General features: G+C 55.5%; 23 protein-coding genes and 1 riboswitch. Of the genes, 10 read left to right on the forward strand and 13 right to left on the reverse strand.

The genetic code is table 11. The features are described from left to right. Positions 1-191 precede the first annotated feature (191 nt). The 3 genes from eptB to RT340_RS07840 form a co-directional block, all read right to left on the reverse strand. Positions 192-1883, reverse strand: coding sequence for a kdo(2)-lipid A phosphoethanolamine 7''-transferase (gene eptB, locus RT340_RS07830; RefSeq protein WP_097118486.1), 1692 nt, complete (start codon positions 1881-1883; stop codon positions 192-194). A 258-nt stretch (positions 1884-2141) separates the two neighbouring features. Beyond that, a complete protein-coding gene (locus RT340_RS07835; protein ID WP_097118485.1) occupies positions 2142-2570 on the reverse strand; it encodes an organic hydroperoxide resistance protein in 429 nt (142 codons plus the stop codon). Positions 2571-2668: 98 nt separating this feature from the next. Further along, the gene (locus RT340_RS07840; RefSeq protein ID WP_097118484.1) at positions 2669-3133 is read right to left on the reverse strand and encodes a MarR family winged helix-turn-helix transcriptional regulator; all 465 of its coding nucleotides are present in this window, start codon (positions 3131-3133) and stop codon (positions 2669-2671) included. 61 nt (positions 3134-3194) lie between these two features. Here RT340_RS07840 and RT340_RS07845 point away from each other — a divergent pair, with 61 nt between their 5' ends. Beyond that, entirely contained in the window at positions 3195-3788 is a 594-nt protein-coding gene (locus RT340_RS07845) for an HD domain-containing protein (protein ID WP_045815024.1), read from the forward strand. A gap of 43 nt (positions 3789-3831) precedes the next feature. Here RT340_RS07845 and RT340_RS07850 read toward each other — a convergent pair whose 3' ends face one another. From RT340_RS07850 to RT340_RS07880, 7 genes are all read right to left on the reverse strand, one after another. Beyond that, positions 3832-4128 (reverse strand): HTH-type transcriptional regulator, encoded by a 297-nt coding sequence (locus RT340_RS07850; RefSeq protein ID WP_034827767.1) that lies wholly within the window; start codon positions 4126-4128, stop codon positions 3832-3834. Between the two features lie 249 nt (positions 4129-4377). Continuing rightward, positions 4378-7977 carry an urea carboxylase gene (uca, locus tag RT340_RS07855; RefSeq protein WP_313375203.1) on the reverse strand — a complete coding sequence of 1200 codons (3600 nt, stop codon included), beginning with the start codon at positions 7975-7977 and terminating at the stop codon, positions 4378-4380. 81 nt (positions 7978-8058) lie between these two features. Further along, positions 8059-8694: an urea amidolyase associated protein UAAP2 gene (locus tag RT340_RS07860; RefSeq protein ID WP_313375205.1), complete on the reverse strand. Its 636-nt coding sequence runs from the start codon at positions 8692-8694 to the stop codon at positions 8059-8061. Continuing rightward, positions 8694-9401 (reverse strand): urea amidolyase associated protein UAAP1, encoded by a 708-nt coding sequence (locus tag RT340_RS07865; protein WP_313375207.1) that lies wholly within the window; start codon positions 9399-9401, stop codon positions 8694-8696. Before RT340_RS07865 ends, RT340_RS07860 begins: the two co-directional genes overlap by 1 nt. A gap of 11 nt (positions 9402-9412) precedes the next feature. Then, a complete protein-coding gene (locus RT340_RS07870; RefSeq protein WP_097118480.1) occupies positions 9413-10174 on the reverse strand; it encodes an ABC transporter ATP-binding protein in 762 nt (253 codons plus the stop codon). 14 nt (positions 10175-10188) lie between these two features. Continuing rightward, positions 10189-11001 (reverse strand): ABC transporter permease, encoded by an 813-nt coding sequence (locus RT340_RS07875; protein WP_058961099.1) that lies wholly within the window; start codon positions 10999-11001, stop codon positions 10189-10191. Between the two features lie 14 nt (positions 11002-11015). Further along, positions 11016-12074, reverse strand: coding sequence for a putative urea ABC transporter substrate-binding protein (locus tag RT340_RS07880; RefSeq protein ID WP_058961101.1), 1059 nt, complete (start codon positions 12072-12074; stop codon positions 11016-11018). Between the two features lie 63 nt (positions 12075-12137). Then, positions 12138-12232, reverse strand: a riboswitch (guanidine-I (ykkC/yxkD leader). Positions 12233-12419: 187 nt separating this feature from the next. Between RT340_RS07880 and RT340_RS07885 the strand changes: the two genes are divergently transcribed. From RT340_RS07885 to RT340_RS07910, 6 genes are all read left to right on the forward strand, one after another. After that, positions 12420-14018 (forward strand): gamma-glutamyltransferase family protein, encoded by a 1599-nt coding sequence (locus tag RT340_RS07885; RefSeq protein WP_211728861.1) that lies wholly within the window; start codon positions 12420-12422, stop codon positions 14016-14018. 273 nt (positions 14019-14291) lie between these two features. After that, positions 14292-15005, forward strand: coding sequence for a DUF3053 domain-containing protein (locus tag RT340_RS07890; RefSeq protein WP_313375223.1), 714 nt, complete (start codon positions 14292-14294; stop codon positions 15003-15005). 479 nt (positions 15006-15484) lie between these two features. Further along, on the forward strand, positions 15485-17419 hold the full coding sequence (locus tag RT340_RS07895) for a PTS mannitol transporter subunit IICBA (protein ID WP_097118473.1): 1935 nt from the start codon (positions 15485-15487) through the stop codon (positions 17417-17419). Between the two features lie 94 nt (positions 17420-17513). Beyond that, positions 17514-18662 (forward strand): mannitol-1-phosphate 5-dehydrogenase, encoded by a 1149-nt coding sequence (gene mtlD / locus RT340_RS07900; protein WP_313375225.1) that lies wholly within the window; start codon positions 17514-17516, stop codon positions 18660-18662. Between the two features lie 76 nt (positions 18663-18738). Continuing rightward, positions 18739-19272: an MltR family transcriptional regulator gene (locus RT340_RS07905; RefSeq protein ID WP_034827734.1), complete on the forward strand. Its 534-nt coding sequence runs from the start codon at positions 18739-18741 to the stop codon at positions 19270-19272. An 88-nt stretch (positions 19273-19360) separates the two neighbouring features. Beyond that, positions 19361-19723, forward strand: coding sequence for a YibL family ribosome-associated protein (locus RT340_RS07910; protein ID WP_058961117.1), 363 nt, complete (start codon positions 19361-19363; stop codon positions 19721-19723). 7 nt (positions 19724-19730) lie between these two features. On the opposite strand, the gene RT340_RS07915 is transcribed toward RT340_RS07910, so the two are convergent. The 3 genes from RT340_RS07915 to RT340_RS07925 form a co-directional block, all read right to left on the reverse strand. Further along, the gene (locus RT340_RS07915; RefSeq protein ID WP_211728864.1) at positions 19731-20735 is read right to left on the reverse strand and encodes a VirK/YbjX family protein; all 1005 of its coding nucleotides are present in this window, start codon (positions 20733-20735) and stop codon (positions 19731-19733) included. Positions 20736-20926: 191 nt separating this feature from the next. After that, positions 20927-21544, reverse strand: a complete 618-nt coding sequence (gene sodA, locus RT340_RS07920) for a superoxide dismutase [Mn] (RefSeq protein ID WP_034827730.1) — start codon at positions 21542-21544, stop codon at positions 20927-20929. Positions 21545-21731: 187 nt separating this feature from the next. Then, entirely contained in the window at positions 21732-22757 is a 1026-nt protein-coding gene (locus RT340_RS07925; protein ID WP_211728865.1) for a LacI family DNA-binding transcriptional regulator, read from the reverse strand. Between the two features lie 294 nt (positions 22758-23051). Between RT340_RS07925 and RT340_RS07930 the strand changes: the two genes are divergently transcribed. From RT340_RS07930 to RT340_RS07940, 3 genes are read left to right on the forward strand one after another with little or no spacing between them, the layout of a single operon-like run. Further along, positions 23052-23492, forward strand: a complete 441-nt coding sequence (locus tag RT340_RS07930; RefSeq protein ID WP_034827726.1) for a PTS sugar transporter subunit IIA — start codon at positions 23052-23054, stop codon at positions 23490-23492. 18 nt (positions 23493-23510) lie between these two features. Further along, the gene (locus RT340_RS07935) at positions 23511-23777 is read left to right on the forward strand and encodes a PTS sugar transporter subunit IIB (RefSeq protein WP_097118469.1); all 267 of its coding nucleotides are present in this window, start codon (positions 23511-23513) and stop codon (positions 23775-23777) included. Positions 23778-23806: 29 nt separating this feature from the next. Next, entirely contained in the window at positions 23807-25069 is a 1263-nt protein-coding gene (locus RT340_RS07940) for a PTS ascorbate transporter subunit IIC (RefSeq protein ID WP_034827723.1), read from the forward strand. The last annotated feature ends 33 nt before the right edge of the window (positions 25070-25102 follow it).

Here is a 25102-nt window from a genome sequence, read left to right on the forward strand (position 1 = left end):
AGAGAATTCAAACCTCCGACCCACGGGTCCCAAACCAGTTGCGATACCAAGCTGCGATACTCGCCGAAGGGGGCGAAAATTAATACTCCCCCTTGGGAGCATCAATCCCTATTCCATAAAAACCGCCAGATCGCCTGGAAAGCAAACAGCGCCGCAAAAAGCCCAGCCGCTCAACACCTTCCAGAAAACCCTTACAACGCTTTAGCAGGCGTCGCCGCTGGTGCCTGACACCAGTTATTCGCCGCTTTAATCCCGCCATCCGGCGAACTGTAGCCCAGGCAGCCTAAAATGGTATCGAACAACTCAACATGACGATGGGTTTTCCCTACGCGCTGCTGCGCCTGCAAACGCTCGAAGTTACTGCGGTTGGTGGGATCTTCGAGATATTTATCAGAGGCCCAAACCATCATCGGCACGCGGAACTGCTCCGGCGGCGCCATCTCACGCGGCGTGCCGTGTAAGTGCATATTATCGCTGATCGACTCACCATGATCGGCGGCATAAAACACAATCGCCTTCTTATCACGCAACTGATCGAGCACGCTATCCAGCATGGTATCGACGTAAAGAATCGAGTTGTCATAAGCATTGATCAACTGCGCTTTACTACAGGTCTCATCCACGCCCATACATTCCGGCTGATAACGGGCGAAGCTGCGCGGATAGCGCTGTGAATACAGATAATGCGAACCCTTAGTGTGCAACACCACCAGATGCTTACCTTTCGGGAAACGTTGCAGCGAGGCCTGCAGTTCTGGCACCAGCAGCATGTCATCCACCGCTTTACCCTGATTACGCTTCTCAGAACCAATCTGCTCACGGAACGAGAAATTATTCACATCGGCGTTATCGTAGAACCACACTTCACTCTGCATGGCGAACAGCTCAGAGGTAAAGCCCAGCTCCTTCATCACCGCAAAAACGTTCTGCTCTTTCAGCGTGCGGCCAGGATTATCCATGGTGCCGCCCTCGCGCACGAACATGCAGCGCAGCGACAGCTTAGTGGCGGTATCGCAAGACTCACCGCGGAACGCCACCAGGTTTTTCTCTTTAGAAAGCTTCGGCGTGGTATCGCGGTCATAGCCCAGCAAACCCATGTGGTCCCAGCGCGTGGTCTCGCCAATCACAAACACCACATAGGTATCATCAATGCCCGGCGGTGCCACGTAAGTAAACTTCTTCGCTGGATCGAGCAGTTCCGCCCCATCCATCTCTTCATCGACTTTGGTCCAGGCAAACAGACCTAGCGCCGCAATCCAGTTAGAAGGCAAATACGAGTGCGCCACCACCCCGCCGTAACTTGGCAGGTCGATATTGGTGATCTCTTCATTCACTTTTTGCAGTTTGTCGAAGTAGCGAATCGGCAACCACACCAGCGCTACGCTCAACAGCATGATCAGCGCAGGCTTCAGACGCTGGCCCGGCGTTTTCAATTGCTCAATCAAGGTCTGGCTAAGGTTATTACGCCAAATCAGCAGCAGCGGCAGCGCGCTGACCAGCACCATCCACAGCACAAAGCGCATGCCGACCACTTCTTTAGAGAGATCGACATCAGTGGTCATCACTGAGGCCACGATGCCGTAGCCGATCACCACATTAAAGAAAGCCATGTAATAGGCGGCAGCCACGGAAATTACCACGGTTAACGTGGCAAGGATGCGATAAACCCACTTACCGCCCAGCGATAGCAGACGCATCAGGAAAAACGTCAGCAGCACCGCAGCGGTCACTTCTGCGACCGCAGAAAGCCAGTTAGAGAGGGTGGATTTCGTTAGGAAGCCGTCAAATCGGCGATAAAAAATTGGCAAATTCAACAAGATGCCGAGATAGAGCGCAAGCAACAGCGACAGCTTTTGCTGCGTTAACGTTTTGATATAATTCATTTACTTATTCATTCCTGACCCGGTGTCAATAAACCAACCTTAAATGGGACTATTTAAAGTCAATAGAGTTCGTCCGTGAGCGAGAAAAGCGCAAGCAACGAGCAGGAACGGGACGAATCTGAACCGGAACGGCAATGAAGGCGCATGCAGCGCAGCAGTAGAACATTTAACCAATGGTAAGACCAGACAATAATTGATCTGACCCCATAAAATGATAAAAGGCCCCTGATGGAGCCTCTCTTTGGACTGGCAGCGACCTTAGTTGAGGATATTCAGAGTCACATCAATGTTGCCGCGCGTGGCGTTAGAGTACGGGCAAACAATGTGTGCCGCATCCACCAGTTTCTGCGCTTCGGCTGCATCCATCTCTGGCAGGTGGATGTTCAGTTTAGCTTCGATACCAAAACCGGTTGGAATTGGGCCGATACCGACTTCGCCTTCAATCCACGCATCTTTTGGCATGGTGATTTTGTCACGGCCAGCCACAAACTTCATCGCACCGAGGAAGCACGCTGAGTAACCCGCGGCGAACAGCTGCTCTGGGTTAGTGACTTCGCCGCCTGCGCCGCCCATCTCTTTTGGCACGCCCAGTTTCACATCCAGCACGTTGTCAGACGAAGTCGCACGACCATCACGGCCGCCGGTGGCTTTGGCTTTTGCGGTATAAACAACTTTATCTAAAGACATATTAACCTCACTATTCGCTATATAATCGCGCACTATATATCTATGCGCAGTTTTGACGTTGATATCCAGGATGCCGCATTGGCGACATCCAAAATGCTTTATTTGGCGCGGTTAAGATTGGTGCGCAAATCGTCCAGCTGATTTTTCAAAGCAATCAAGGTGTCATCGTCACAGGCGGTGGCACAGCGTACCGCCTCGGGAATGCTTTGTGCTCGTTCACGCAGCGCACGACCTTCATCTGTCAGGGTCACCACCACCTGGCGCTCATCGCGACGCGAACGCTGACGGCGTAACAAACCCGCGGCTTCTAAGCGTTTCAGCAGCGGCGTCAGCGTGGCTGAATCAAGGAAAAGCTGCTCGCCAATCTCCGTTACGGTCACATCATCCTGATTCCACAGCACCAGCATCACCAGGTATTGCGGATAGGTAATCTCCAGCTCAGCCAGCAGCTGGCGATAGACTTTGTGCATCGCCAGATTCGCCGAATAGAGCGCGAAGCAGAGGTGTTGATCAACCTGGAGTGGCGTCTGCTGCACTTTTTTGTCATCTTGATTACTGTTCATGCGATTCAATATAGATAGCGCGCTAGATAATTGCAAGCAACTTTATTCCGGAGTGTTAAAGATGCGTGATTCACTGGAAGAGCAAGCGCGCCGTTATGCCACGCAGGCACATGCTGCTGCGGGTCAGCGTCGCAAATACACCGATGAGCCTTACATAGTGCACCCAGCTGCGGTGGCCGAACTGGTGCGCAGCGTCACCGATGATGAACAGATGATTGCCGCCGCCTGGCTGCATGACACCGTGGAAGATACCCCGAGCACGTTACAGGACATTGAGAGCCATTTTGGACAGCGCGTCGCGCAGTTGGTCGACATGCTGACTGACAGCGCGCAGCCCGAGGCGAAAAACCGCGCCGCCCGCAAACTGGCGCACTTCCGCCATACCGCCGAAGCCTGTCCCGATGCGCAAACCATCAAGCTGGCCGATATCATCGACAACACCCGCGCCATTGTGCATTTCGATCCCGACTTTGCACGTATCTACCTGATTGAAAAACAGATCCAGATTCAGTTGTTGAATCAAGGCGATCCGCAATTGTGGCAGCAGGCAGAGCAGATCATTCAGCAAGGCATTGATCAGCTGGCGCAGCCACCACACAGCGTGCCAGAGAGTTGGTTTGTGAAACAGGCGGCGAAATACGGCGGATTGAGCTAAAAAAAACCCGCCGTGCAGGCGGGTCAGAGAACCGATAGTCTTTTTACTCGAGCAACTGCCGCCCCAGGTAGGGATTCGCTTGCAGCAGTTTCATCAGTTTACGTGCCGTAGCGGATGGGCGCGTGCGTTGCGCCTCCCAACTTTTTACAGATGAAACGCTCACCCCCATCACGCGGGCGAACTCATCCACCTGCATGCCGGTCATTTCGCGTAAACGCTGTGGCTCGGGAACGGATACTGCGTTGAGTGTAATTTCTGATACGGAAGGCTGTGCATCACGTGTCAAAACAATCTGCTCAAGGCTACTCAATAACTCGACCATTGGATCTTTTATTTCCATAGAGAACTCCTTAAAACTCACTATGAAGCACGTGAAAGTAGAGAGGTAAGCGCCACCAGGCGCTGAAACCCGGCCAAGTCAGGCTGTATCCCGCAGCGGTCTTTTCGATTTTTTATTAAACCGTTACGGGACACAGCCTGTTGCACACTGCGAAAAGATGTCATGGCAATGCAACAATCAGCCGGGTTACTAATTATGGGTCAAATCCCCGGCTTTGCTGCCTGATTACTGATTATTTTTTATTCTTACTTATGCCGCAGAAGGATCGATCACCATAAGTAACTGACCCGCCTGCACTTGCTGCCCAGCCTGCCGATAGAAACTATGGATTTTTCCACTGACTGGCGCCACGATCGGGATTTCCATCTTCATAGATTCGAGAATGCCTACCGTGGCACCCGCTTCAATCTCACTGCCTTCGTCAACCAACCATTGCCACACGCTGCCCGCCACCAGGCTCTCTACCGGGCTACACCCTGCAGGCACCGTAATCTCTTCAATACTCTGTTCCTGCAGCTGACTGTCGAAGGTGAATTGCCCTTCTGCTCGCCAGCACGCCAGTTCACAGTCAAAAGCCTGCTGACGTTGCTGCTGGAAGGCGTCGATTTCCTCCGCCTGCTCCACCAGCATCGCCTGATAATCTGCAAGGCGGAATTCGCCCTCTTCGCTCCGCAGCGGATAGTCACCCCACGGGAAACGCTCGCGAATGCTGAGCAATTCCTCGGCGCTGACCGGATAAAAACGGATTTGATCAAAGAAGCGCAGCAGCCACGGCTGTGTGAAGGCCGAGGTTTGTCGATCGCGGTTCCACATCTGCATGGTGCGCCCGACAAACTGATAACCGCCCGGCCCTTCCATGCCATAGACGCACATGTAAGCGCCGCCAATACCTACCGAGTTTTCTGCTGTCCAGGTGCGCGCCGGATTGTACTTCGTGGTCACCAGGCGATGACGCGGGTCGAGCGGCGTCGCCACGGGCGCACCGAGATAGACATCGCCCAGCCCCATCACCAGATAGGCGGCGCTGAACACGATCTCCTTCACCTCATCAATGCTGGCCAGACCATTGATGCGGCGGATAAATTCTATATTGCTAGGGCACCACGGCGCATTGGGGCGTACCGACTGACTGTAGCGGGTTATCGCCTCACGGCAGGCCGCATCGTCCCAGCTGAGCGGTAACCACACAGTACGCGAGGGCACAGCGGCCTCGCTGAGGTCGCCTAGCGCATGATCAATGTGCAAAATTTGCGCCAACAGCTCACTTCTCACACAGTGTTGTGCGTCGTAATGCACCTGTAGCGAACGGATGCCCGGCGTTAATTCCAGCTGACCCGGCAGAGAATGGGCTTCCAGCTGTTGCATCAGCGCGTGCACGCGGAAACGCAGGGCGATATCCAGCATCAAATCGCCATACTCTACCAGCAGAAAACGGTCACCTGCTGCACGCACACTGAGCGATGGGCGGCCATTTTCTGCCGCCTGATGGTGCAATAGTGGATCAATAAGGGGCAGCGCAGCGTTCACTGTAAGCGGTACGGATTGCAGTTTGATGATCGCTTCACGCTCTGCCTGCGCCAGTTGATCCGCACTGCTGAGATCGATCGGCAGGAAGCGCACGCGATCCCCTGCTTTGAGCTGTCCCAGCTTCCACAGATCGGCTTCGATCACCGTGGCCGGGCAGACAAAGCCACCGAGCGAAGGACCGTCCGGGCCGAGGATCACCGGCATATCGCCGGTAAAATCCACCGTGCCAAAGGCATAGGCGTTGTCGTGAATATTGGAAGGATGCATGCCCGCTTCACCGCCGTCGCTGCGCGCCCAGGTCGGTTTCGGTCCGATCAGGCGAATGCCGGTACGGCTGGAGTTATAATGCACCTGCCACTCAGCGGCAAAGAACGCCTCGATGTCATCATCGGTAAAGAAGGTCGGTGCGCCGTGCGGGCCGTAAATCACCCGCAGCTGCCATTCGCCGTTGAGTTCCGGCACCAACTCGCGAGGCAAGTCTGCCGTTGCCAGCACCTGCGGTTCGGCAAGATGCAATACATCGCCCGCCCGCAAAGCCCGCCCGGCGTGACCGCCAAACTTGCCGAGCGTAAAGGTGCTGCGGCTGCCAAGATAGCGCGGCGTATTCAAGCCGCCCGCCAGCAGCAGATAGCTGCGGCACCCTTCTCTCACATCGCCCAGCGTCAGGGTTTGCCCGGCCTGCGCGGTGACAATCTGATGCATCGTTAACGGCTGCAGATCCAGCTGCGCGGCAATCGGTGCGCCGGTCAGAACAAAACTGCACGCCTGATTAAAACGCAGCGTGGGACCGCGTAAGGTAATCTCCAGCCCCGCCGCCTGCGCGTCGTTATTCAATAAGCGATTACCCAACTGGAACGCGCGGATGTCAAACGGGCCAGACGGCGGCACACCGACATGCCAGTAACCGACACGGCCAGGCGCATCCTGCACCGTGGTCAAGGTGCCGCCGCTGAGGATATCCAGCGTGGGCGGTTGCCACTGCACGCCGCCCAACGTGGCGGTGATGATGCGGCCCTGCTGCACTTCCGGCAGGGAACAGAGATGGCGCAACCACAGCAGATTGGTTTCGATACCGTACAGCTCGGTGGCGTCCAGCACCTGTGCCAGACTGCGCAATGCCACCTCACGGCTGGCCGCATGCACAATCACTTTCGCCAGCATCGGATCGTAGAACGGCGATACTTCCATGCCGGTTTCCACGCTGCTGTCAATGCGCAGCGTGGCGTCCTCACTTTCCGTCGGGAACTGGACGTGACTGAGCAAACCGGCACTGGGCTGGAACTGTTTGGCCGGGTCTTCAGCGTACAGGCGCACCTGAATCGCATGGCCTTGCGCTTCGGTCGATAAGGTGTGCAGCGGCGGTAACGTTTGTTGTGCCAGCTCCACCATCCAGCGTACCAAATCCACGCCATACACCATTTCAGTGACGCCGTGCTCCACCTGCAAACGGGTGTTCACTTCAAGAAACCAGAACTGTTGGCTGGCATCATCGTAGACATACTCCACGGTGCCCGCGCTGCGGTAGTTGACCGCACGCGCCAGTCGCACCGCAGTTGCTTGTAGCTCAGCGCGAACCGCCGCACTCAATCCCGGTGCGGGCGTCTCTTCCAGCACTTTTTGATTGCGGCGCTGAGCAGAACAGTCACGCTCGCCAAGGGCAATCACATTGCCAGCACCATCGCCAAAGATCTGCACCTCAATGTGGCGCGCGCGGGCGATAAACTTCTCTAAAAATACGCCATCGTCGGCGAAATTATTGCCTGCCAGTCGTTTAACACGCGTAAACGCCGCATTGAGCTGTTCGGCATCATCACAACGCTGCATGCCAATACCGCCGCCACCGGCGGTGCTTTTCAGCATTACCGGGTAGCCAATCTTCTCCGCCATCACTCGCGCTTCGTCCAGCGAAGTCAGCAAACCACTGCCCGGCAGCAGCGGCACCTGATTCTCCTGTGCCAGCGCACGCGCACGATGTTTTAAACCGAACGCGGCCATCTGCCCGGCACTCGGCCCGAGGAACTGCACGCCGGCCGCTTCACAGCGCGTCACAAACTCGGGATTTTCGCTGAGGAATCCGTAACCGGGATGCACTGCCTGCGCCCCGCTCTGTGCGGCAATTTCCAGTATTTTTTGCTGATTAAGATAAGTGTCTCGCACCTGCCCCTCGCCCAGCGACCAGGCTTCATCGGCCAGTCGCACATGGCGCGCGTGGCGGTCGGCTTCGGCATACACCGCAATCGCGCGGATGTTCATCGCTTGCAAGGTACGGATGATGCGCACAGCAATCGCGCCACGGTTGGCAATCAATACGCGATCAATCATGAGTGAAATCTCTTATTACGGCAGGTCGTCCTGCAGGGACAATGACGGCTTAAAAACGGGTCGTCCCGTTGCGTCAAAGATTCACCACACGCTGACTAAGATCGGCGTCGGGTTGTAACCGTTACAGGGATTGTTGAGCTGCGGGCAGTTGGAGATCAGCACCAGGATATTCATCTCCGCCACCATCTCGACGTATTTACCCGGTGCAGAAATGCCATCGGCGAAGGTCAAACCACCGTCGTGCGTCACCGGCACGTTCATAAAGAAGTTGATGTTGTGGGTGATATCGCGACGCGTCAGGCCAAATTCTGGCTTCTCGGCCACCGCCAGCATCCAGCTGTCACGGCAGGAATGCATATGGCGCTTCTCCTGGTCGTAGCGCACGGTGTTGCTTTCACAGGAGCAGGCGCCGCCCAACGTATCGTGGCGACCACAGGTATCGGCAGTTATCGTCAGCATCGGGCGATCCAAGTTGGAACGCAGCACGCTGCCCGCACTGAGGAACACATTCTTTTGCCCGCGCAGCGTATCGCTCATGCTGTAACGCTCGGCAGTGTCGTCGCCGTTGAAGAACAGGGTATCGGCAGCCTGATTCCCTTCCAGATCGGTGATACGCAAGGTCTGGCCCGCTTCGATGCGCTGCAGCCAGTAATCACCGGCGTTCACCTGCTGCTGGAATGGCGCTTCGGCGGAATTGAGTAAGCTTTCAGTGATCATCAGATTTCTCCTTGCAGCTGATAGAGTGCGTTGTTGCGCAGTCCGCGCTGGTTTTCGGCACGCGCCAGGCAAATGTCCGGCAGCGGCGCGCGCTGGGCGTCCAGTGCGATCTGCACCGGCTGGCGCGGATATTCGCTGCTGGCATTCAGCGGATGCGGGCAGGTGTGCAGGATCACCAGCGTGTCCATGGCAAAGCGCAGTCGCACCTGTGCACCCGGCGCACCCTGCTGTTCCAGTTGCAGCGTACCGTTATCATCGGCGCGCACCCTGGCAAACAGGTTGAGGCAGGAGGCGACATCTCGCTGGCCAAGCCCGTATTTCGCCAGCTCGACGAGGAAGCTGTCGTAGCCGTTTTGATGGCGCAGATTGCGCGCCTGCTGATAGTCGCTGGCGCCGAAGCGTGCGGCAGTGTGCTCAGCATTTAAGGTGCCGCAGACGCTCTCATGCCAGCCGAAGCTGTCTTCTTCGATGCCGCAAAAAATGCGCCCCATATCGGAATAAAGGCAGTGCCCGACCGTCAGGCGGAAAGTGTGCTGGCACTTCAGCGTATCGGGCGCGTTGTAGCGCTCCAGCAGATTTTCCGGGTTGTAGAACAGCATGCCGACGTTGGCACCGCCTTCAATATCGGTCAGTGTCAGCGCCGTACCGCTGCGCATCACCAGCGACCAGTGCGATCCCGCCGGTAACAGGGTTTGATAAGCATTCATGTGGTGCTCCTTTAAGCCACCTGCGGCTCAGATGGCAGCGCAACATCAGGCTGTGTGCGATCCAGCGGCAGGTCGTAAGTGATAGTCGCGCCCCAGGCTTGCGGCGCGTGCGGGTCATGACGCAGTTTGTCGAACACCAGCAGGCGCGAAGCCAGGCTGAAGCCCTCTTTCAGGTCATGCGTGATCATAAAAATGGTCAGGTTGTGCTGCTGCCACAGGCGGGTAATCAGCTGGTGCATTTCACTGCGGATACCGGGATCGAGCGCACCAAACGGCTCATCAAGCAGCAGGATACGCGGCTGTTTCATCAGCGCCTGTGCCAGCGCCAGGCGTTGCTGCATGCCGCCCGAGAGCTGGTGCGGGTATTTGTTTTGCGCATGCTCCAGGCCAACCTGCGCCAGCATTGCCTGCGCACGCTGACGAATCGCCTGGCGCTTTTTGCCCCACACACGTCCCAGCCAGCGGGCGCTGCTGAACTCTTCCGCCAGCATCACGTTGCCGAGCACCGTCAGATGGGGAAACACCGAATAGCGCTGGAATACCACGCCGCGATGGGCATCGGGTTCGTCGGGGATGGGTTCACCGTCCAGCAGCAGTTGGCCTTTGGTCGGCGATTCGGTGCCAAGTAGCATGTTGAGGAAAGTGGTTTTGCCACAGCCGGATGCCCCGACAATCGCCACAAACTCGCCCTGCTCGACGTTGATGTTGAGACGTTCCAGCACCACCTGATCGCCGTAATGCTTTTCGAGGTTTTTCAGTTGTAGTAATGGCATGGTTCGCTCCTGAATCATTTCGCGTGATACCACGGCCAGCAGCGACGGCTGATCAGCCGCAGCAGCAGGTCGAGCACAAAGGCCAGCAGCGCGATCCACGCCACGTAAGGCAAAATCACATCCATCGCCAGATAACGGCGCATCAGGAAGATGCGATACCCCAGCCCTTCGGTGGCGGCGATCGCTTCAGCAGCAATCAGGAACAACCACGCTGACGCCAGCGACAGACGCACCGCATCCAGCAGACGCGGCATCATCTGCGGCAGGATCACGCGCCACAAAATCTGCGCGCTGTGCCCACCGAGCGTCTGCGCTTTCACCAGCTGCTCGCGCGGGATTTTCTCCACCTGCAGCTGCAAATCGCGCGCAATCAGCGGAGTAATGCCGATCACGATCAGCACTACTTTCGACACTTCACCGAGGCCAAAGCAGATAAACAGAATCGGCAGAATCGCCAGCGGTGGCACCAGCGCGACTACCGTCACCAGCGGTGCCAGCACTGCCCGCACCACCGGCAGCGCGCCGGTGAACAGGCCAATCGCCAGCGCCAGCAGTGCGCTGATCGCCACCCCGCTCAGCAGGCGCATCAGGCTGGCGGCGGTGTCGGTCCACAGCAGGTATTCCCCGGTGCGCGGGCTGGGCTGAAACGCCATGCGACTGATGGCGTCCCCCATCGCGTTAAACCCTGGCAACAGTTTGTCTGCGGCGTTCAGGCTGAGACGCGCATCCGACGCGAACAGATAGACCAGCAGCAGCGCCAGCAGCGGCAGGATGCCAAGCAGCAGGCGACCGAGCGGCAGCGGTTGGTAGTTGATCAATTTACGCATCGGCATCGTCTCGCTTAAAGCTGACCCGCAGCGGCCAGTTTGGTGAACTCATCGGTGAAGCGCAGTTTCAGGTTGTTGGTATCGCCCCAATTGCCTGCTGGCGTTTCCACGCCCACCACATCAGCACTCGGTGCGCCTTCACCCAGTAAACCGTGCTTGAAGGAGAACTCTGCGACCAGTTGCATGGTGGCTTTCAACTGCGGGCTGTCGACAAAATCGAGGGTGGTTTTGGCATCGCTGAACAAGTGAGTGGCGGCCAACTGCTGATCGAAGCCCGCCAGATCGGTGCCGGAAGCCTGCGCCATTTGCGTGCGCGCAGCTTTGGCGCTGTCACTCGCGCCGGACATGGTTTTCAGCGTTTCATACCAGGCACCGGTCAGCGCCTTGCCCAACTGCGGATACTTTTTCAGCGTGGCGGTATTCACCACCAGCAGATCAAGGATTTCGCCGGGGATTTGTGCTGAAGAGAAGATTAAATGACTGTCTGGCTGCTTTTCCGCTTCGGCCAGCAGCGGGTTCCACGTGACGATGGAATGCACGTCAGACGTGCCGAACGCCGCCACCAGATCGGCATCCGCGGTGTTCACCACTTTGACATCCTTCTCGCTCATGCCCGATTTCTCTAGCGCACGCGCCAGCAGATAGTGAGAGACCGAGAGTTCGACCAGATTGATCGGCTTGCCTTTGAGCGAGGCAATGTTGCCTTTGCCCTTCAGCAAAATACCGTCATTGCCGTTGGAGTAGTCGCCGACGATCAGCGCCGTGCTGTCCACGCCGCCGGTGGCAGGAATGGTCAGGGCATCCATGTTGGTCATGGTGCAGCCGTCAAAGCCGCCGGCGGTGTACTGATTCACCGATTCGATGTAGTCATTGACCTGCACAAACTGGATGTCGATGCCGTATTTATCGGCCCATTTTTTCACGATGCCGCTCTGCTGGGCGAAATCCCATGGCATCCAGCCCGCGTAAATGGACCAACAGATCTTGAAGGAGGGTTTGTCGGCGGCCAGCGTATTGACGCTGAACAGTGCGACGGTGCAAAGCAACAGCAAGCGAAGGCAGGCTTTGATCATGATGGTTCCTCTGGCGTTAACGGGCGAAATAAAAGCAGGAGGCGGCGAGCAACGATCTCGCTTTCCTCCCGGGCTTTTGTCCCGCCGTGTAACCGTCAGAGGACGGTCGGTCACTCTCGGACCAGCATCTTTCGACCGGAACCCTAGTGACCCATTGCAAATTGTCTGGCGACATCGGTTGCCCGCTATCGCTCCTGCATCTGCATAAACACATTCAAAAAAAGTGCCAATATTCTATCAGTATGAATTATCTGACTTATTATTAAATTCTCGATGTTTTGCCTACCGATGATGCACAGTAGTGCGGCAGATGCGCACCAGCATGAAGCAGAGGAACGTCAATTTATGAGCGATTTGGATTTCAACGTTAGCTATGCCTCGCACCGCGCCCCGATGATGGGTCGCAATGCGGTCGCGACGTCTCAACCGCTGGCGGCACAGGCGGGGATGCGCATGTTGCAACAGGGCGGTAATGCGGTAGATGCGGCGATTGCCAGCGCGATGGCGCTCACCGTACTGGAACCCACCGGCAACGGCATTGGCAGCGATGCGTTTGCCATTATCTGGGATGGGAAAGCGCTGCATGGCTTAAATGCCTCCGGTCGCTCCCCCGCCAGCTGGAATGCAGAACGCTTTGCCGGACAGAGCACCATGCCGGAAACCGGTTGGGAAGCCGTGACCGTACCGGGCGCGGTTTCTGCCTGGGTCACGCTGGCCGAGCGCTTTGCCACGCTGCCGCTGACCACACTGGCACAACCGGCGATCGAGTACGCCCGCGACGGCTTCCCGGTTTCGCCGCTGATCGCCCATCTGTGGCAGCGCGGCTACAACAAACTGAAGTCTCAGCCGGGTTTTGTTGAGTGTTTTGCGCCAGATGGCCGACCGCCGCGTGCTGGTGAGCTTTTCCGTAACCCGGCGCAGGCCGCCACACTGCAGAAAATCGCCGAAACCAGGGGGGAAGCCTTCTATCGGGGCGATCTGGCGGAAAAAATGGTGGCATTTGCCGGGCAGCACGGCGCGGCACTGAGCATGGCCGATCTCAACAACCATCGCGCCGATTGGGTGGATCTGTTGTCACGCCCGTTTGCCGATGGCTCGGTGCAGGAATTACCGCCCAACGGTCAGGGCATCGCCACTCTAATTGCGCTCGGCATTCTGGAGCAGTGGGACATCGGCAGCTACACGCCTGATTCCGTGCCGTGGCTGCACTTGTCGATTGAAGCGATGAAGCTGGCGCTGGTCGATCTGGATCGTTACGTCACCGATTACGACCATCTGGAATTCCCGGCAGAGTTGCTGCTGAGTGACAGCTACCTCAAGCAGCGCGCTCAGCTCATCAATCCTGACCAGGCCGGGGATTTTACCTTCGGCTCCCCGCAGCAGAGCGGCACAGTGTATCTCTCGACTGCCGATGCTAGCGGCATGATGGTGTCCTTTATTCAGTCCAACTATATGGGCTTTGGTTCAGGCGTGGTGGTGCCGGGCACCGGCATCAGCTTGCAGAATCGCGGTTGCGGCTTCTCGCTCGATCCGCAGCATCCGAACGTAGTGGCCGGTAGCAAACGTCCTTTCCACACTATTATTCCGGCGTTTGCGCTGGATGCGGCGGGACAGCCATTGATGTCGTTTGGCGTGATGGGCGGCCCGATGCAGGCGCAGGGGCACTTACAGCTGGCGTTGCGCATCATGCAGCACAAGCAAAACCCGCAGGCAGCGATTGATGCGCCGCGCTGGCGTGTTGAGCAAGGCCGTGCGGTGGTGGTGGAACCGGGTATCGACCGTAATGTGCTGGCGAAACTGCGCGAAATGGGTCACCAGATTACGGTGGAGGATCCATTACAGAGCTACAACTTTGGCGGTGCGCAGGCGATTGTGCGTGACCCGCAGGGCTTCTACATTGCCGCCACTGAAAGCCGGAAGGATGGGCAGGCGCTGGTGTTTTAAATCACAATCTGGCGGCATCAGTGCGGACTGCCAGATGCCGCCAGGTGATTTCAGCCTTTGGGTTCGGTTTTTGCCTGCTTTCGTTGGTGTCGATGGAGTACAACCTCCAGGGTCGACCACCCGCACATTTCTTTCATGACCTTAATCCGGCGCGCCAGAGTGCGCCTTTTCCCACAGTTTGCCGCGCCTCAACCCGTTGTACACGCCAGGCCATTGCACTATCCTTTAGGACCATTCCCACCGAATCGAAATTAGCCATAACAGGAGTTCAACATGGCGTCAGGATTATCCCGCATCTGGATGCGTACCGGCATGCTTATGATCAGCGCACTGGTTGTGCTGCAACTTACCGCCTGTGGCGATAAAGAAGGCGATCAACGTAAAGCCTTCACAGACTTCCTGCAGAACACCGCAATGCGCAGCGGCGAGCATCTGCCCAGCCTGAGCGAAAACCAGAAGCAGACTTTTGGCAACTACGCGGGCGACTACGCCATTTTGTATGGCTTCTCACAGCAGGCCAATCAGGCGGTTGAGCAAGGCATGCGCCCTGTGGTTGATGAACTGGCTGCGATTCGTGTGCCACAAGATTATCTGACCCGTCGCGATAGTCTGCGTCAGGCGAGCGGCAACCTCAGTGTGCTGTCACAGCAGATTCAGAGTGCCAAAATGGAGGCCGACAGCAGCAAAGCCACGCTGAAGCAGCCTGACGATCTGAAGAAAGTGTATGACAGCGTCTACGCCAAAGTGGTGACGCAGCCAGCGGGTACACTGATTCCGCTACTGCCTCAGCTTCAGGCGTTGAGCCAGGCGGCGGTGCAAACCGGTGATTATCTGCAGTCGCAGGGCACGCGTGTGACCTTCAATGACGGTGGCGTTCAGTTCCCAACGCAGGATCAGGCCACGCAGTACAATACCCTGATGAGCAACCTTTCCAGCAATGCTCAAGCCCTGACTCAGGCACAGAATGCTGTGCAAGGTGGTTTGTAACCTCGCTTTGAATGCGTTCAGGGGCGACTAACAGGTCGCCCTTTTCCTGACATACTTTTCATTGCATCTTTCAGATTTTTCGTCACTTCCTTACACCTTACTTATCAGCATCGCTATTGTGTGATCTGACGCATTTTCAACCAAAAATAGTTTGTGATCTCAATCACACTTATGAAACAAACCTGAGAGCTGCAAAGGTGACTTAAGTCACATTTATCCCGTTGTTTTGCTTAAAATTTCGCCTTCGTACTTTTCTTACACTCTATTTATGTGATCTTCATCACCTTATAGCACCCTGACCACCCCAATTTTGAGTGATCTGCATCACACTTATCCCGGATGCTACGCAGCGTAATAAACTAGTGCTAGAGTCCGCGTGCATACAGTGATGCCACGGCCCGCGCCGGAACGGCTCAATAAAAGTCTTAACAAAAACAACCGCGCTCTTATTGCAGCGCGTCTCAATAAGGGGTGGGTTTATGTCCTCATCAGCGAAGGTCAAGGTCCAGAGCTTTGGTCGCTTTCTGAGTAACATGGTGATGCCAAACATCGGTGCGTTTATCGCCTGGGGTATCATCACAGCACTGTTCATCCCAACCGGATGGATTCCAAACGCAACGCTGGCGAAACTCGTCGGCCCAATGATCACTTACCTGCTGCCATTGTTGATCGGTTTCACCGGTGGACGTCTGGTGGGCGGCGATCGCGGTGGCGTGGTCGGTGCCATTACCACCATGGGTGTGATTGTCGGTGCAGATATGCCGATGTTCCTCGGCGCGATGATTGCCGGTCCACTGGGCGGCTGGGCGATCAAAACCTTTGACCGTATGGTTGATGGTAAAATCAAAAGCGGCTTTGAGATGCTGGTTAACAACTTCTCAGCCGGTATCATCGGTATGCTGTTGGCGCTGCTGGCGTTCATCGGCATCGGTCCATTGGTCGAAGGTCTGTCACACATCCTTGCGGCGGGCGTAAACCTGATGGTGCAGAACAACCTGCTGCCACTGACTTCTATCTTTGTTGAACCGGCGAAAATCCTGTTCCTCAACAACGCCATCAACCACGGTATCTTCTCGCCACTGGGTATCCAGCAGGCTAGCGAAGCCGGTAAATCCATCTTCTTCCTGATTGAAGCGAACCCAGGCCCAGGTATGGGTGTACTGGTTGCCTACATGATTTTTGGTCGCGGTAGCGCTAAGCAGTCTGCAGGCGGTGCGGCAATCATCCACTTCCTCGGTGGTATCCACGAAATTTACTTCCCGTACGTGCTGATGGCGCCACGTCTGCTGCTGGCAGTGATCCTCGGTGGTATGACAGGCGTGTTTACCCTGACCGTACTGAATGGCGGTCTGGTCTCTCCAGCGTCTCCGGGTTCTATTCTCGCAGTACTGGCGATGACGCCAAAAGGCGCATACTTCGCCAACATCGCGGCCATCATCGCGGCGTTTGCCGTCTCCTTCGTGGTCTCTTCTATCCTGCTGAAAACCAGCAAAGTAAAAGAAGATGACGATATCGAAGCTGCGACTCAGCGTATGCGTGATATGAAAGCGCAGTCTAAAGGTCAGGCCGTTGCCGGTTCTCCGGTTATCGCCGATGCCAACAGCGTTGATGTGAGCCACGTGCGTAAAATCATCGTCGCCTGTGACGCCGGTATGGGTTCCAGCGCCATGGGTGCAGGTGTGCTGCGTAAGAAAGTGCAGGATGCCGGCCTGAGCAATATCTCGGTGACCAACAGCGCGATTAACTCACTGCCGGGCGATGTGGATCTGGTGATTACTCACCGCGATCTGACCGAGCGTGCGATGCGCCAGGCACCGCAGGCGCAGCATATTTCGCTGAACAACTTCCTCGATAGCGCGCTGTACAGCAATCTGACTGAACGTCTGATCGCCGCTAACCGCAGTGAAGCACATCGTGAAACCGTGCAGACCACGCTGGCAGACAGCTACGACGATGGCAGTGCTAACTTGTTTAAATTGGGCGCGGACAACGTGTTCCTGGGCTTGAGCGCCAGCAACAAAGAGCAGGCGATTCGCTTTGCTGGTGAGCAGTTGGTGAAAGGCGGTTATGTCCAGCCAGAGTACGTTGAAGCGATGCTGGAACGTGAAAAGCTGACCCCGACCTATCTCGGTGAGTCTATCGCCGTGCCACACGGCACCGTGGAAGCCAAAGATCGCGTGCTGAAAACTGGCGTGGTGTTCTGCCAGTACCCTTCGGGCGTATTGTTTGGCGAAGAAGCCGATGACGTGGCGCGCCTGGTGATTGGTATTGCGGCTCGCAATAACGAACACATTCAGGTGATTACCAGCCTGACCAACGCGCTGGATGATGACAGCGTGATTGAGAAGCTGGCGAACACCACCAGCGTGCAGGATGTGCTGGATCTGCTGTCAGGTAACACCGTGAAAGCGTAATACCACGTTTTAATTTCCCTGGGGCGGGCAAGCCCGTCCCACATTTCCGGGGCGGATTTGCCCGCCCTTTCGTCATTTGATATGGGTCAAATTTATGAAAGCGTTACATTTTGGAGCAGGTAACATCGGTCGCGGTTTTATCGGTAAGTTACTGGCTGATGCCGGTATCGAACTGGTCTTCGCGGATGTGAATCAGGTGGTTCTGGATGCCCTTAACGCCCGTCATGAGTATCCGGTTCATGTGGTTGGCGAGCAGGCAAAAGTCGAAATCGTTACCGGCGTTAGCGCAGTGAACAGCACCAGCGACGACATCGTCACGCTGATTGCTGAGGTTGATATCGTTACCACGGCGGTTGGTCCGCAGATTCTGGAGCGCATCGCGGGCGGTGTGGCGAAGGGGCTGGCCAAACGCAGCGACAACGGTAATGTCCGTCCGCTGAATATCATCGCCTGTGAAAACATGGTGCACGGCACCAGTCAGTTGAAGCAGCACGTTCTGAAAGCGCTGCCAGAACAGTATCACGCGTGGGTTGAAGAGCACGTTGGCTTCGTCGACTCCGCCGTTGACCGCATCGTGCCGCCATCTGAGGCCGGCAGCAACGATCCGCTGGAAGTGACAGTCGAAACCTTCAGCGAATGGATTGTCGATAAAACGCAGTTCAAAGGTGAATTGCCAAACATTCCTGGCATGGAGCTGACTGATAACCTGATGGCATTTGTCGAGCGCAAACTCTTCACGCTGAATACCGGCCATGCCATCACCGCGTATCTTGGCCAGTTAGCTGGCCACGCCACCATCCGTGATGCGATTCTGGATGAAAAAGTGCGTGCCGTGGTGCAGGGTGCGATGCAGGAGAGCGGCGAGGTGCTGATCAAGCGCTATGGCTTTGATGCCGACAAGCACGCCGCTTACATCCAGAAAATCCTCACTCGTTTCGAAAATCCGTACCTGAAAGATGATGTTGAACGTGTTGGCCGCCAGCCGCTGCGTAAACTCAGCGCGGGCGATCGTCTGATCAAACCCACGCTCGGCACCCTTGAGTACCACCTGCCACACGCCAACCTGGTGCAGGGTATTGCTGCCGCGATGCACTACCGCAGCGAAGCCGATCCGCAGGCGCAGGAACTGGCTGCCCTGCTGGCTGAAAAAGGCCCGCAGGCAACGCTGGCCGAGATCTCTGGACTGGAAGCCAATAGCGAAGTGGTCACCTCAGTGGTGAGTGCTTACAACGCTATGGCATAATGCGCGCCTTTTAATAGCTCACTCGGGCGCGGTGCCAACCGTGCCCGTCGGCGGTAGCGGAACGATGCAGGCAATAATGGAAGAGAAGCAAGCTTTTGAAAACCGGGTGCTTGAGCGCCTGAACGCCGGTCGATCGGTGAGAAGCTTCCTGATCGCCGCCGTTGAGCTATTGGCTGAAGCGGTCAACCTGCTTGTGTTGCAGGTTTTCCGTAAAGACGATTATGCCGTAAAGTACGCGGTTGAACCGCTGCTGCTCGGTGACGGTCCGCTGGGCGAGCTATCGGTGCGTTTGAAACTGATTTACGGTTTGGGCGTGATTAATCGCCATGAATATGAAGATTGTGAGCTGCTGCTGGCGCTGCGTGAAGAACTCAATCACGACACCAGCGACTACCGCTTTACTGACGATGAGATTCTGGGGCCATTTGGTGAACTGCACTGCGTTGTAGCGTGGCCGCCACAACCTGACTTCACCCGGGATGACGAAGCATTACGCAGTATGCAGCAGCAGCGCTATCTGCAAATGGTGCGATCCACCATGGTGCTGTCGCTCACCGAGCTGATATCGCGCATCTCCCACAAGCAAGCCTTCAAGAAGCCGGCCGTTTAGGGGCACTGTCGCGGTCGAATCCGCCCCGCTGCAAAATCGCCCCGTTTTGATGTATCCTTTGCCTGTTTTCCTTAACGAGTTTCCCCTGATGAAAGAACAAGAAAAAGCCGAGATCAAACTGCTCAGTGATCAACTGGACGCATTGAATCGCAAAGAACCCCAGCTGCTGGAATCTGGCGATGCCGAAAAACTCGGCGAGCTGCTGCGTGAAAAAGAGAAGCTGGTGCAGGAAATTGAACGTCTGCGCAGTGTTCGCGATGAGAAACTGAGTAAAGAAGCGCAACAGCTGCAGAAGCTGGGTTTCAGCCGTGAGATCACCAGGAAAGAACAAGCCAACATGGGCGCATTTAAGAAGAGCGTGCGCGGCCTGGTGGTGGTGCATCCAATGACCGCGCTGGGACGTGAGATGGGGCTGAAGGTGATGACCGGCTACGCGAAGCAGCCGTTCTGATACCCGATTACGCGGCGTGTGATACGTCGCGTTCCACGCTCTGTTCCTGCACTGCTTCAACCCCTGCCACGGGTTCAACCCCTGCTGCCAGCAATACCTGGGTGTTTAACGCATCCAACAGTGCATAGCGACGACGATACTCCGCACGTTTCTTACTGGCGATCTCTTCCAGTGCTTTCCTTTCCATCTGCAGCGGCAACGTAAACAGGTCGTCGGCACGGGCTTCACCGCCCAGTGACAGCCAGAACTCGCTGTAGCTGGCAAAGAACTTATCACCTTTACTGTGGCGATAACGCATGCTGCGGAACACATGCGTGGTATCTCCTACTGCGCAAATCGCTTGCACGCCACATTGTTGCGCCAGAATAAATACCGCTTCCATTAACAGACGTTTCGGGAATACGCCATGTGCGGCTTTGGTTGCATCGCGGATAACATCATTTGAGATGTGTTTGCGCGGCCCCTGCAATCCACCAATCAATAATGTGCGCTTGCCCTTTTCCTGAATAATGGAAAAAGAGAGCGAGGCAATATTCATGGTTTGATAATGCAGTGTCAGAGTTATTTCACCTTCACGGTCAAAATGTCCTGGGCAGCAATTAATAGCAAACACCTCATCATTTTTTCCGTTAAAAGTGGCAATCACATTTAACACCGGACTCAGCAGTAACTGGCGCAGTTTGGAATTATCCAGTTGATCCATCAGCGTGTAATGGTCAAGCAGTGCCTGCGCACGTTGTGCCACGCTAAAGCCTGCGCGCAGGTAAGGGCGATGCGGTTTAGCCGGCAGCAAACCCTGCATTTTCAGCAGTTGCGGCAGAAACGGCAGTTTCGCTAATGCGTTAAGGTAATTAAATGTCGTAACCGGAAAGATGAAAGACCTTAAAGCAAATTTAAAGCGGAACATACTGCTATTCCATAACTTATCAGGTCTGACGTTGCCGCTAATTAACGGCAAAAACAGAGATGCCGACGAATCTTTATTCGCCACAGGGGTAGTGATAGTAGACATAGTTATTTTACTTTCGTGTGATCAACTGCGGCTACTGTATGCCCCAAATTATCAACGGCAGGTTAATAACGAACGTAACGGTATTGTCAGCAGAGGTAATCTCGAAGTGGTTTAAGAAGTGTTTAGCTTTCGTAAAGAAAAAAACCGGTGAAGCAGCTTCACCGGTTCTGTGCGTTGGCTATCGCCTGAACTTACTTAGCAGCAGCGAAACGCGCAGCCGCTTCATCCCAGTTCACCACGTTCCAGAACGCTTTGATGTAGTCAGGACGTTTGTTCTGATACTTCAGGTAGTAAGCGTGTTCCCACACATCCAGACCAATGATTGGCTCACCGGATGCGCCAGAGATGGCTTCACCCATCAGCGGGCTATCCTGGTTAGCGGTTGAAACCACAGCCAGCTTGTCGCCTTTTTTCACCAGCCACGCCCAGCCTGAACCGAAACGGGTGGTAGCGGCTTTCTCGAACTCAGCCTGGAAAGCTTCAACGCTGCCGAAATCTTTTTCGATAGCGGCTTTCAGTTCGCCTTGCAGGCTGGTGCCCAGTTTCAGGCCTTTCCAGAAGAAGCTGTGGTTAGCGTGGCCGCCTGCGTTGTTACGCAGTGGACCTTTTTTATCTGCTGGCAGCTGATCCAGTTTAGCGATCAATTCTTCAACCGGCAGGTTAGCGAATTCGGTACCTTCCAGCGCTGCATTCGCGTTGTTAACGTAAGCCTGGTGGTGTTTAGAGTGATGGATTTCCATCGTCTGCTTGTCGAAGTGTGGTTCCAGTGCGTCGTACGCGTAAGGCAGGGATGGCAGTGAATAACTCATGTTCTTCCTCTCCATTTAGTGTTTTGCAGCATCACCTTAGCAGGGTGCCGCGTAAGCAGTCGGATCATTATAGTTAAAATCATGATCGGTAAAAGGGTTATCAATGCCTTAGTAATGATAAGGATTTGATGAATCTGGGAAAAGCACCGCACGCAGAGTCACATCTCATGCACGCGATGCCGCAGGATTACATCTTGTGGGTGCTGGCACGCAGCTTGAGCTGTACCGGCAGTTCGTTGATGGCAGGTGGTTCATCGCCCTTCAATGCGGAGAGTAAGCGCTTGCCCGCCGTGCGCCCCATCTCTTCATAAGGCAGGACCACGCTGGTGAGCGGCGGTGAGCAGACTGCTGCCAATGGGCCGCCACCGATGCTGGCAATCGCCAGCTGGCTGGGAATTGAGATGCCTGCGGCGTGGCAAGCCATGATGGCACCACAGGCCACTTCATCGCTGGTACAAATCAGCACATCCAGTTCCGGCCAGGTCAGCCGGATCTCCGCCAGCAGGCTATGTCCCGCGGCAAAGGTCGGCATTTTCGGCGAGGTCACCACGCGGTGCGGCGCCTGATTTGATGCCAGCATACCACTGTGCCAGCCATTCAGCAGTTGGCGGAAAATCGTGGTATTGGTTTGCGTACACAACAAGCCGAGATGGCGATAGCCACGTTCCACCAAACTCTGCACCAGCTGGCGAATCGCTTTAGCGTAATCGACACCAATGCTAATACCCGCAGATTCCTGATGCACCCCGCCGATATCCATCACCGGCAGGCCGGAATTACTCAGCAAACGATGAGCTTCAGCGACATTGTCGAAGTTGAAATGCACCATCGCCGCCGGATTGTACGAGAGCAACATCTCAATTAATTCGCTCTCTTCCGCCGCCGAGTGGTTGGCTTCCGCCAGCATCATGTTGTAACCCTGCGGACGCAGAATCTCTTGCAGCGCTTCCGACACAATCGCGCTGCCCGGCGTGGCGAAAGAAGGCACCACCATGGTGACTAGCTTCGACGATGCCGACGCCAGATTACGCGCCTGGATGTTCGGCACATAGGCCAACTCGGTGACGGCCGCATCAATTTTGGTGCGAATTTCAGGTGAGACTTTCTCCGGCATGCGCAACGCACGTGATGCCGTCATGGTGCTCACGCCGACCAAACGGGCAACATCGGCCAGTGTGCTTTTGCCGGTACCGCGCCGTTTTTTTTCTGCCATGCCTTCTCCTAACTGACTCGCTACAAATGCCCGCACGCAGCTTAAAACCAAATGCGTCAACGTGCCACGTTAATCACCACAGATTCGGGCACACCTCACCTGCTGAAGATTTTCAGATTCTCGGAGCATGTCAGGTGCTTGCAACGATGACAAACGGACTGCACAAAAATGTTAGCGATAACACAGTTTTTAACAACACCCGTGTTAGCGCTAACTTTTGCGACAATCATCACAGAAAAGCGTTGAGAAAATCACCTAAAGTGCACTCCATCGACGAATAACCAGGAATTACTGATGCTCACTCAATGGCTGACACCGCAACATATCCGCATCGTAGAACAGGTCAGCGACTGGCAGGACGCGGTACGTTTATCCGCTGAGCCGCTGCTGGCCGAAGGGGCGATCACCCCGGCTTACCTCGATGCCATCTTTACTTCGCATGCCGAACTGGGACCTTACTACGTACTGGCACCCGGCCTGGCGATGCCGCATGCCCGTCCGGAACAGGGTGCGCGTAAGAATGGCTTGTCGTTGCTGCATGTGAAGAACGGTGTGAGCTTTGCAGCGGATGAAAACGATCCGGTGCATGTGGTGATTATGCTGTGCGCCGTTTCCGGCGACGATCATATCCAGATGATCACAGCATTAGCCGAAGTATTCAGTGACGAATCTCGCCTGCAGCAATTGCTGACGGCGGCAACCCTACCAGCGATTGAAGCTGTTATTACAAATTAACCACCAGAGAATCCTATTATGAAAAAAGTCCTGATTGTGTGCGGTAATGGTCTAGGCAGCAGCTTTATTGTGGAAATGAACGTGAAGAAAATTGTGGTGGAATTAGGGAAAGAGGCCGAAGTGGGCCATACCGATTTAACCACGGCGAAATCGGAACAGGCCGACCTTATTATCAGCGCCAAAGATATTGCCGATCAGTTATCCGGGCATAGCGCGCAGGTATTTGGTCTGACGAATTTATTAGATAACGCCAAAATTAAAGAAATCCTGGCGGAAAATCTGTAATAGCCCGATTTTACTCACATGGAGTAATTATGCTGCAATTTATCATCAAGGATGTTCTCGGAACACCCGCAATACTTGTCGGCCTTTTTTCCCTGATTGGTTTATTACTGCAAAAGAAACCGGTGTCGGATGTGATTTCTGGCACGCTGAAAACCATCATGGGCTTTGTGATTCTCATCGCAGGGGCCAACCTGATTGCGGCAACACTGACCATTTTCAGCCAGCTGTTTGAACACTCGTTTAATATTCAGGGTGTCGTGCCAAATACTGATGCGATGGCCGCGCTGGCGCAGAAGAGTTACGGTACTGAAACCGCGATGATCATGGTGTTCGGTATGCTGGTGAACATCCTGCTGGCGCGTATCACCCCGCTGAAGTACATCTTCCTGACCGGTCATCACACGCTGTATATGTCGGCGATGCTGGCGGTGATTCTTTCCGTCGGCGGCGTACATGGCTTCTGGCTGGTGCTAATCGGTTCACTGATTCTCGGCACCATGATGGTGGTGTGCCCGGCGATTCTGCAGCCGTTCACACGTAAAATCACCAATTCGGACGATCTGGCGCTCGGCCACTTTGGCTCAACCGGTTATCTGCTGTCTGCGCTGGTCGGTAAAGCAGTGGGCAAAGGCAGTCCATCCACCGAAGAGTTGAAGGTGCCGAAAACCCTCAACTTCCTGCGTGATTCCTCGGTCGCGATTTCGCTGACCATGATGATTCTGTTTATCGCGCTAGTGTTGGTGGCGGGTAAAGAGTTCACCGAAAGTCAGGTGAGCGGCGGTCAGAACTTCATCGTGTTCGCGATTATTCAGTCCATCACCTTTGCGGCGGGCGTTTATATCATCCTCGCCGGTGTGCGTATGGTGATTGCCGAGATCGTGCCGGCCTTTAAAGGCATCGCAGATAAGTTAGTACCGAACGCCAAACCGGCGCTGGACTGCCCAACCGTGTTCCCGTTCGCGCCGAATGCCGTGATCATCGGCTTCCTGTGCAGTTTCTCCGCCGGTCTGATCAGCATGTTCCTGTGCCCATTGTTTGGTCTGAGCGTGATTGTTCCTGGTCTGGTGCCCCACTTCTTCTGCGGTGCCACCGCGGGTGTATACGGCAACATCACGGGTGGACGTCGTGGCGCGGTAGTCGGCTCCTTTGTACAAGGGCTGCTGATCTCCTTCCTGCCGGCGATTCTGCTGCCGCTGATGGGCGACCTGGGCTTTGCTTCGACCACCTTCGGCGACGCGGACTTCGGTATTGTCGGCATCGTACTCGGCCACATTATTTCGTTCTTCCATTGATGTCATAACACAGCGCCTGCGGGCGCTGTTTAT

The organism is Pantoea sp. CTOTU50773 (genome assembly GCF_032082325.1).
Taxonomy (GTDB): domain Bacteria; phylum Pseudomonadota; class Gammaproteobacteria; order Enterobacterales; family Enterobacteriaceae; genus Pantoea; species Pantoea communis.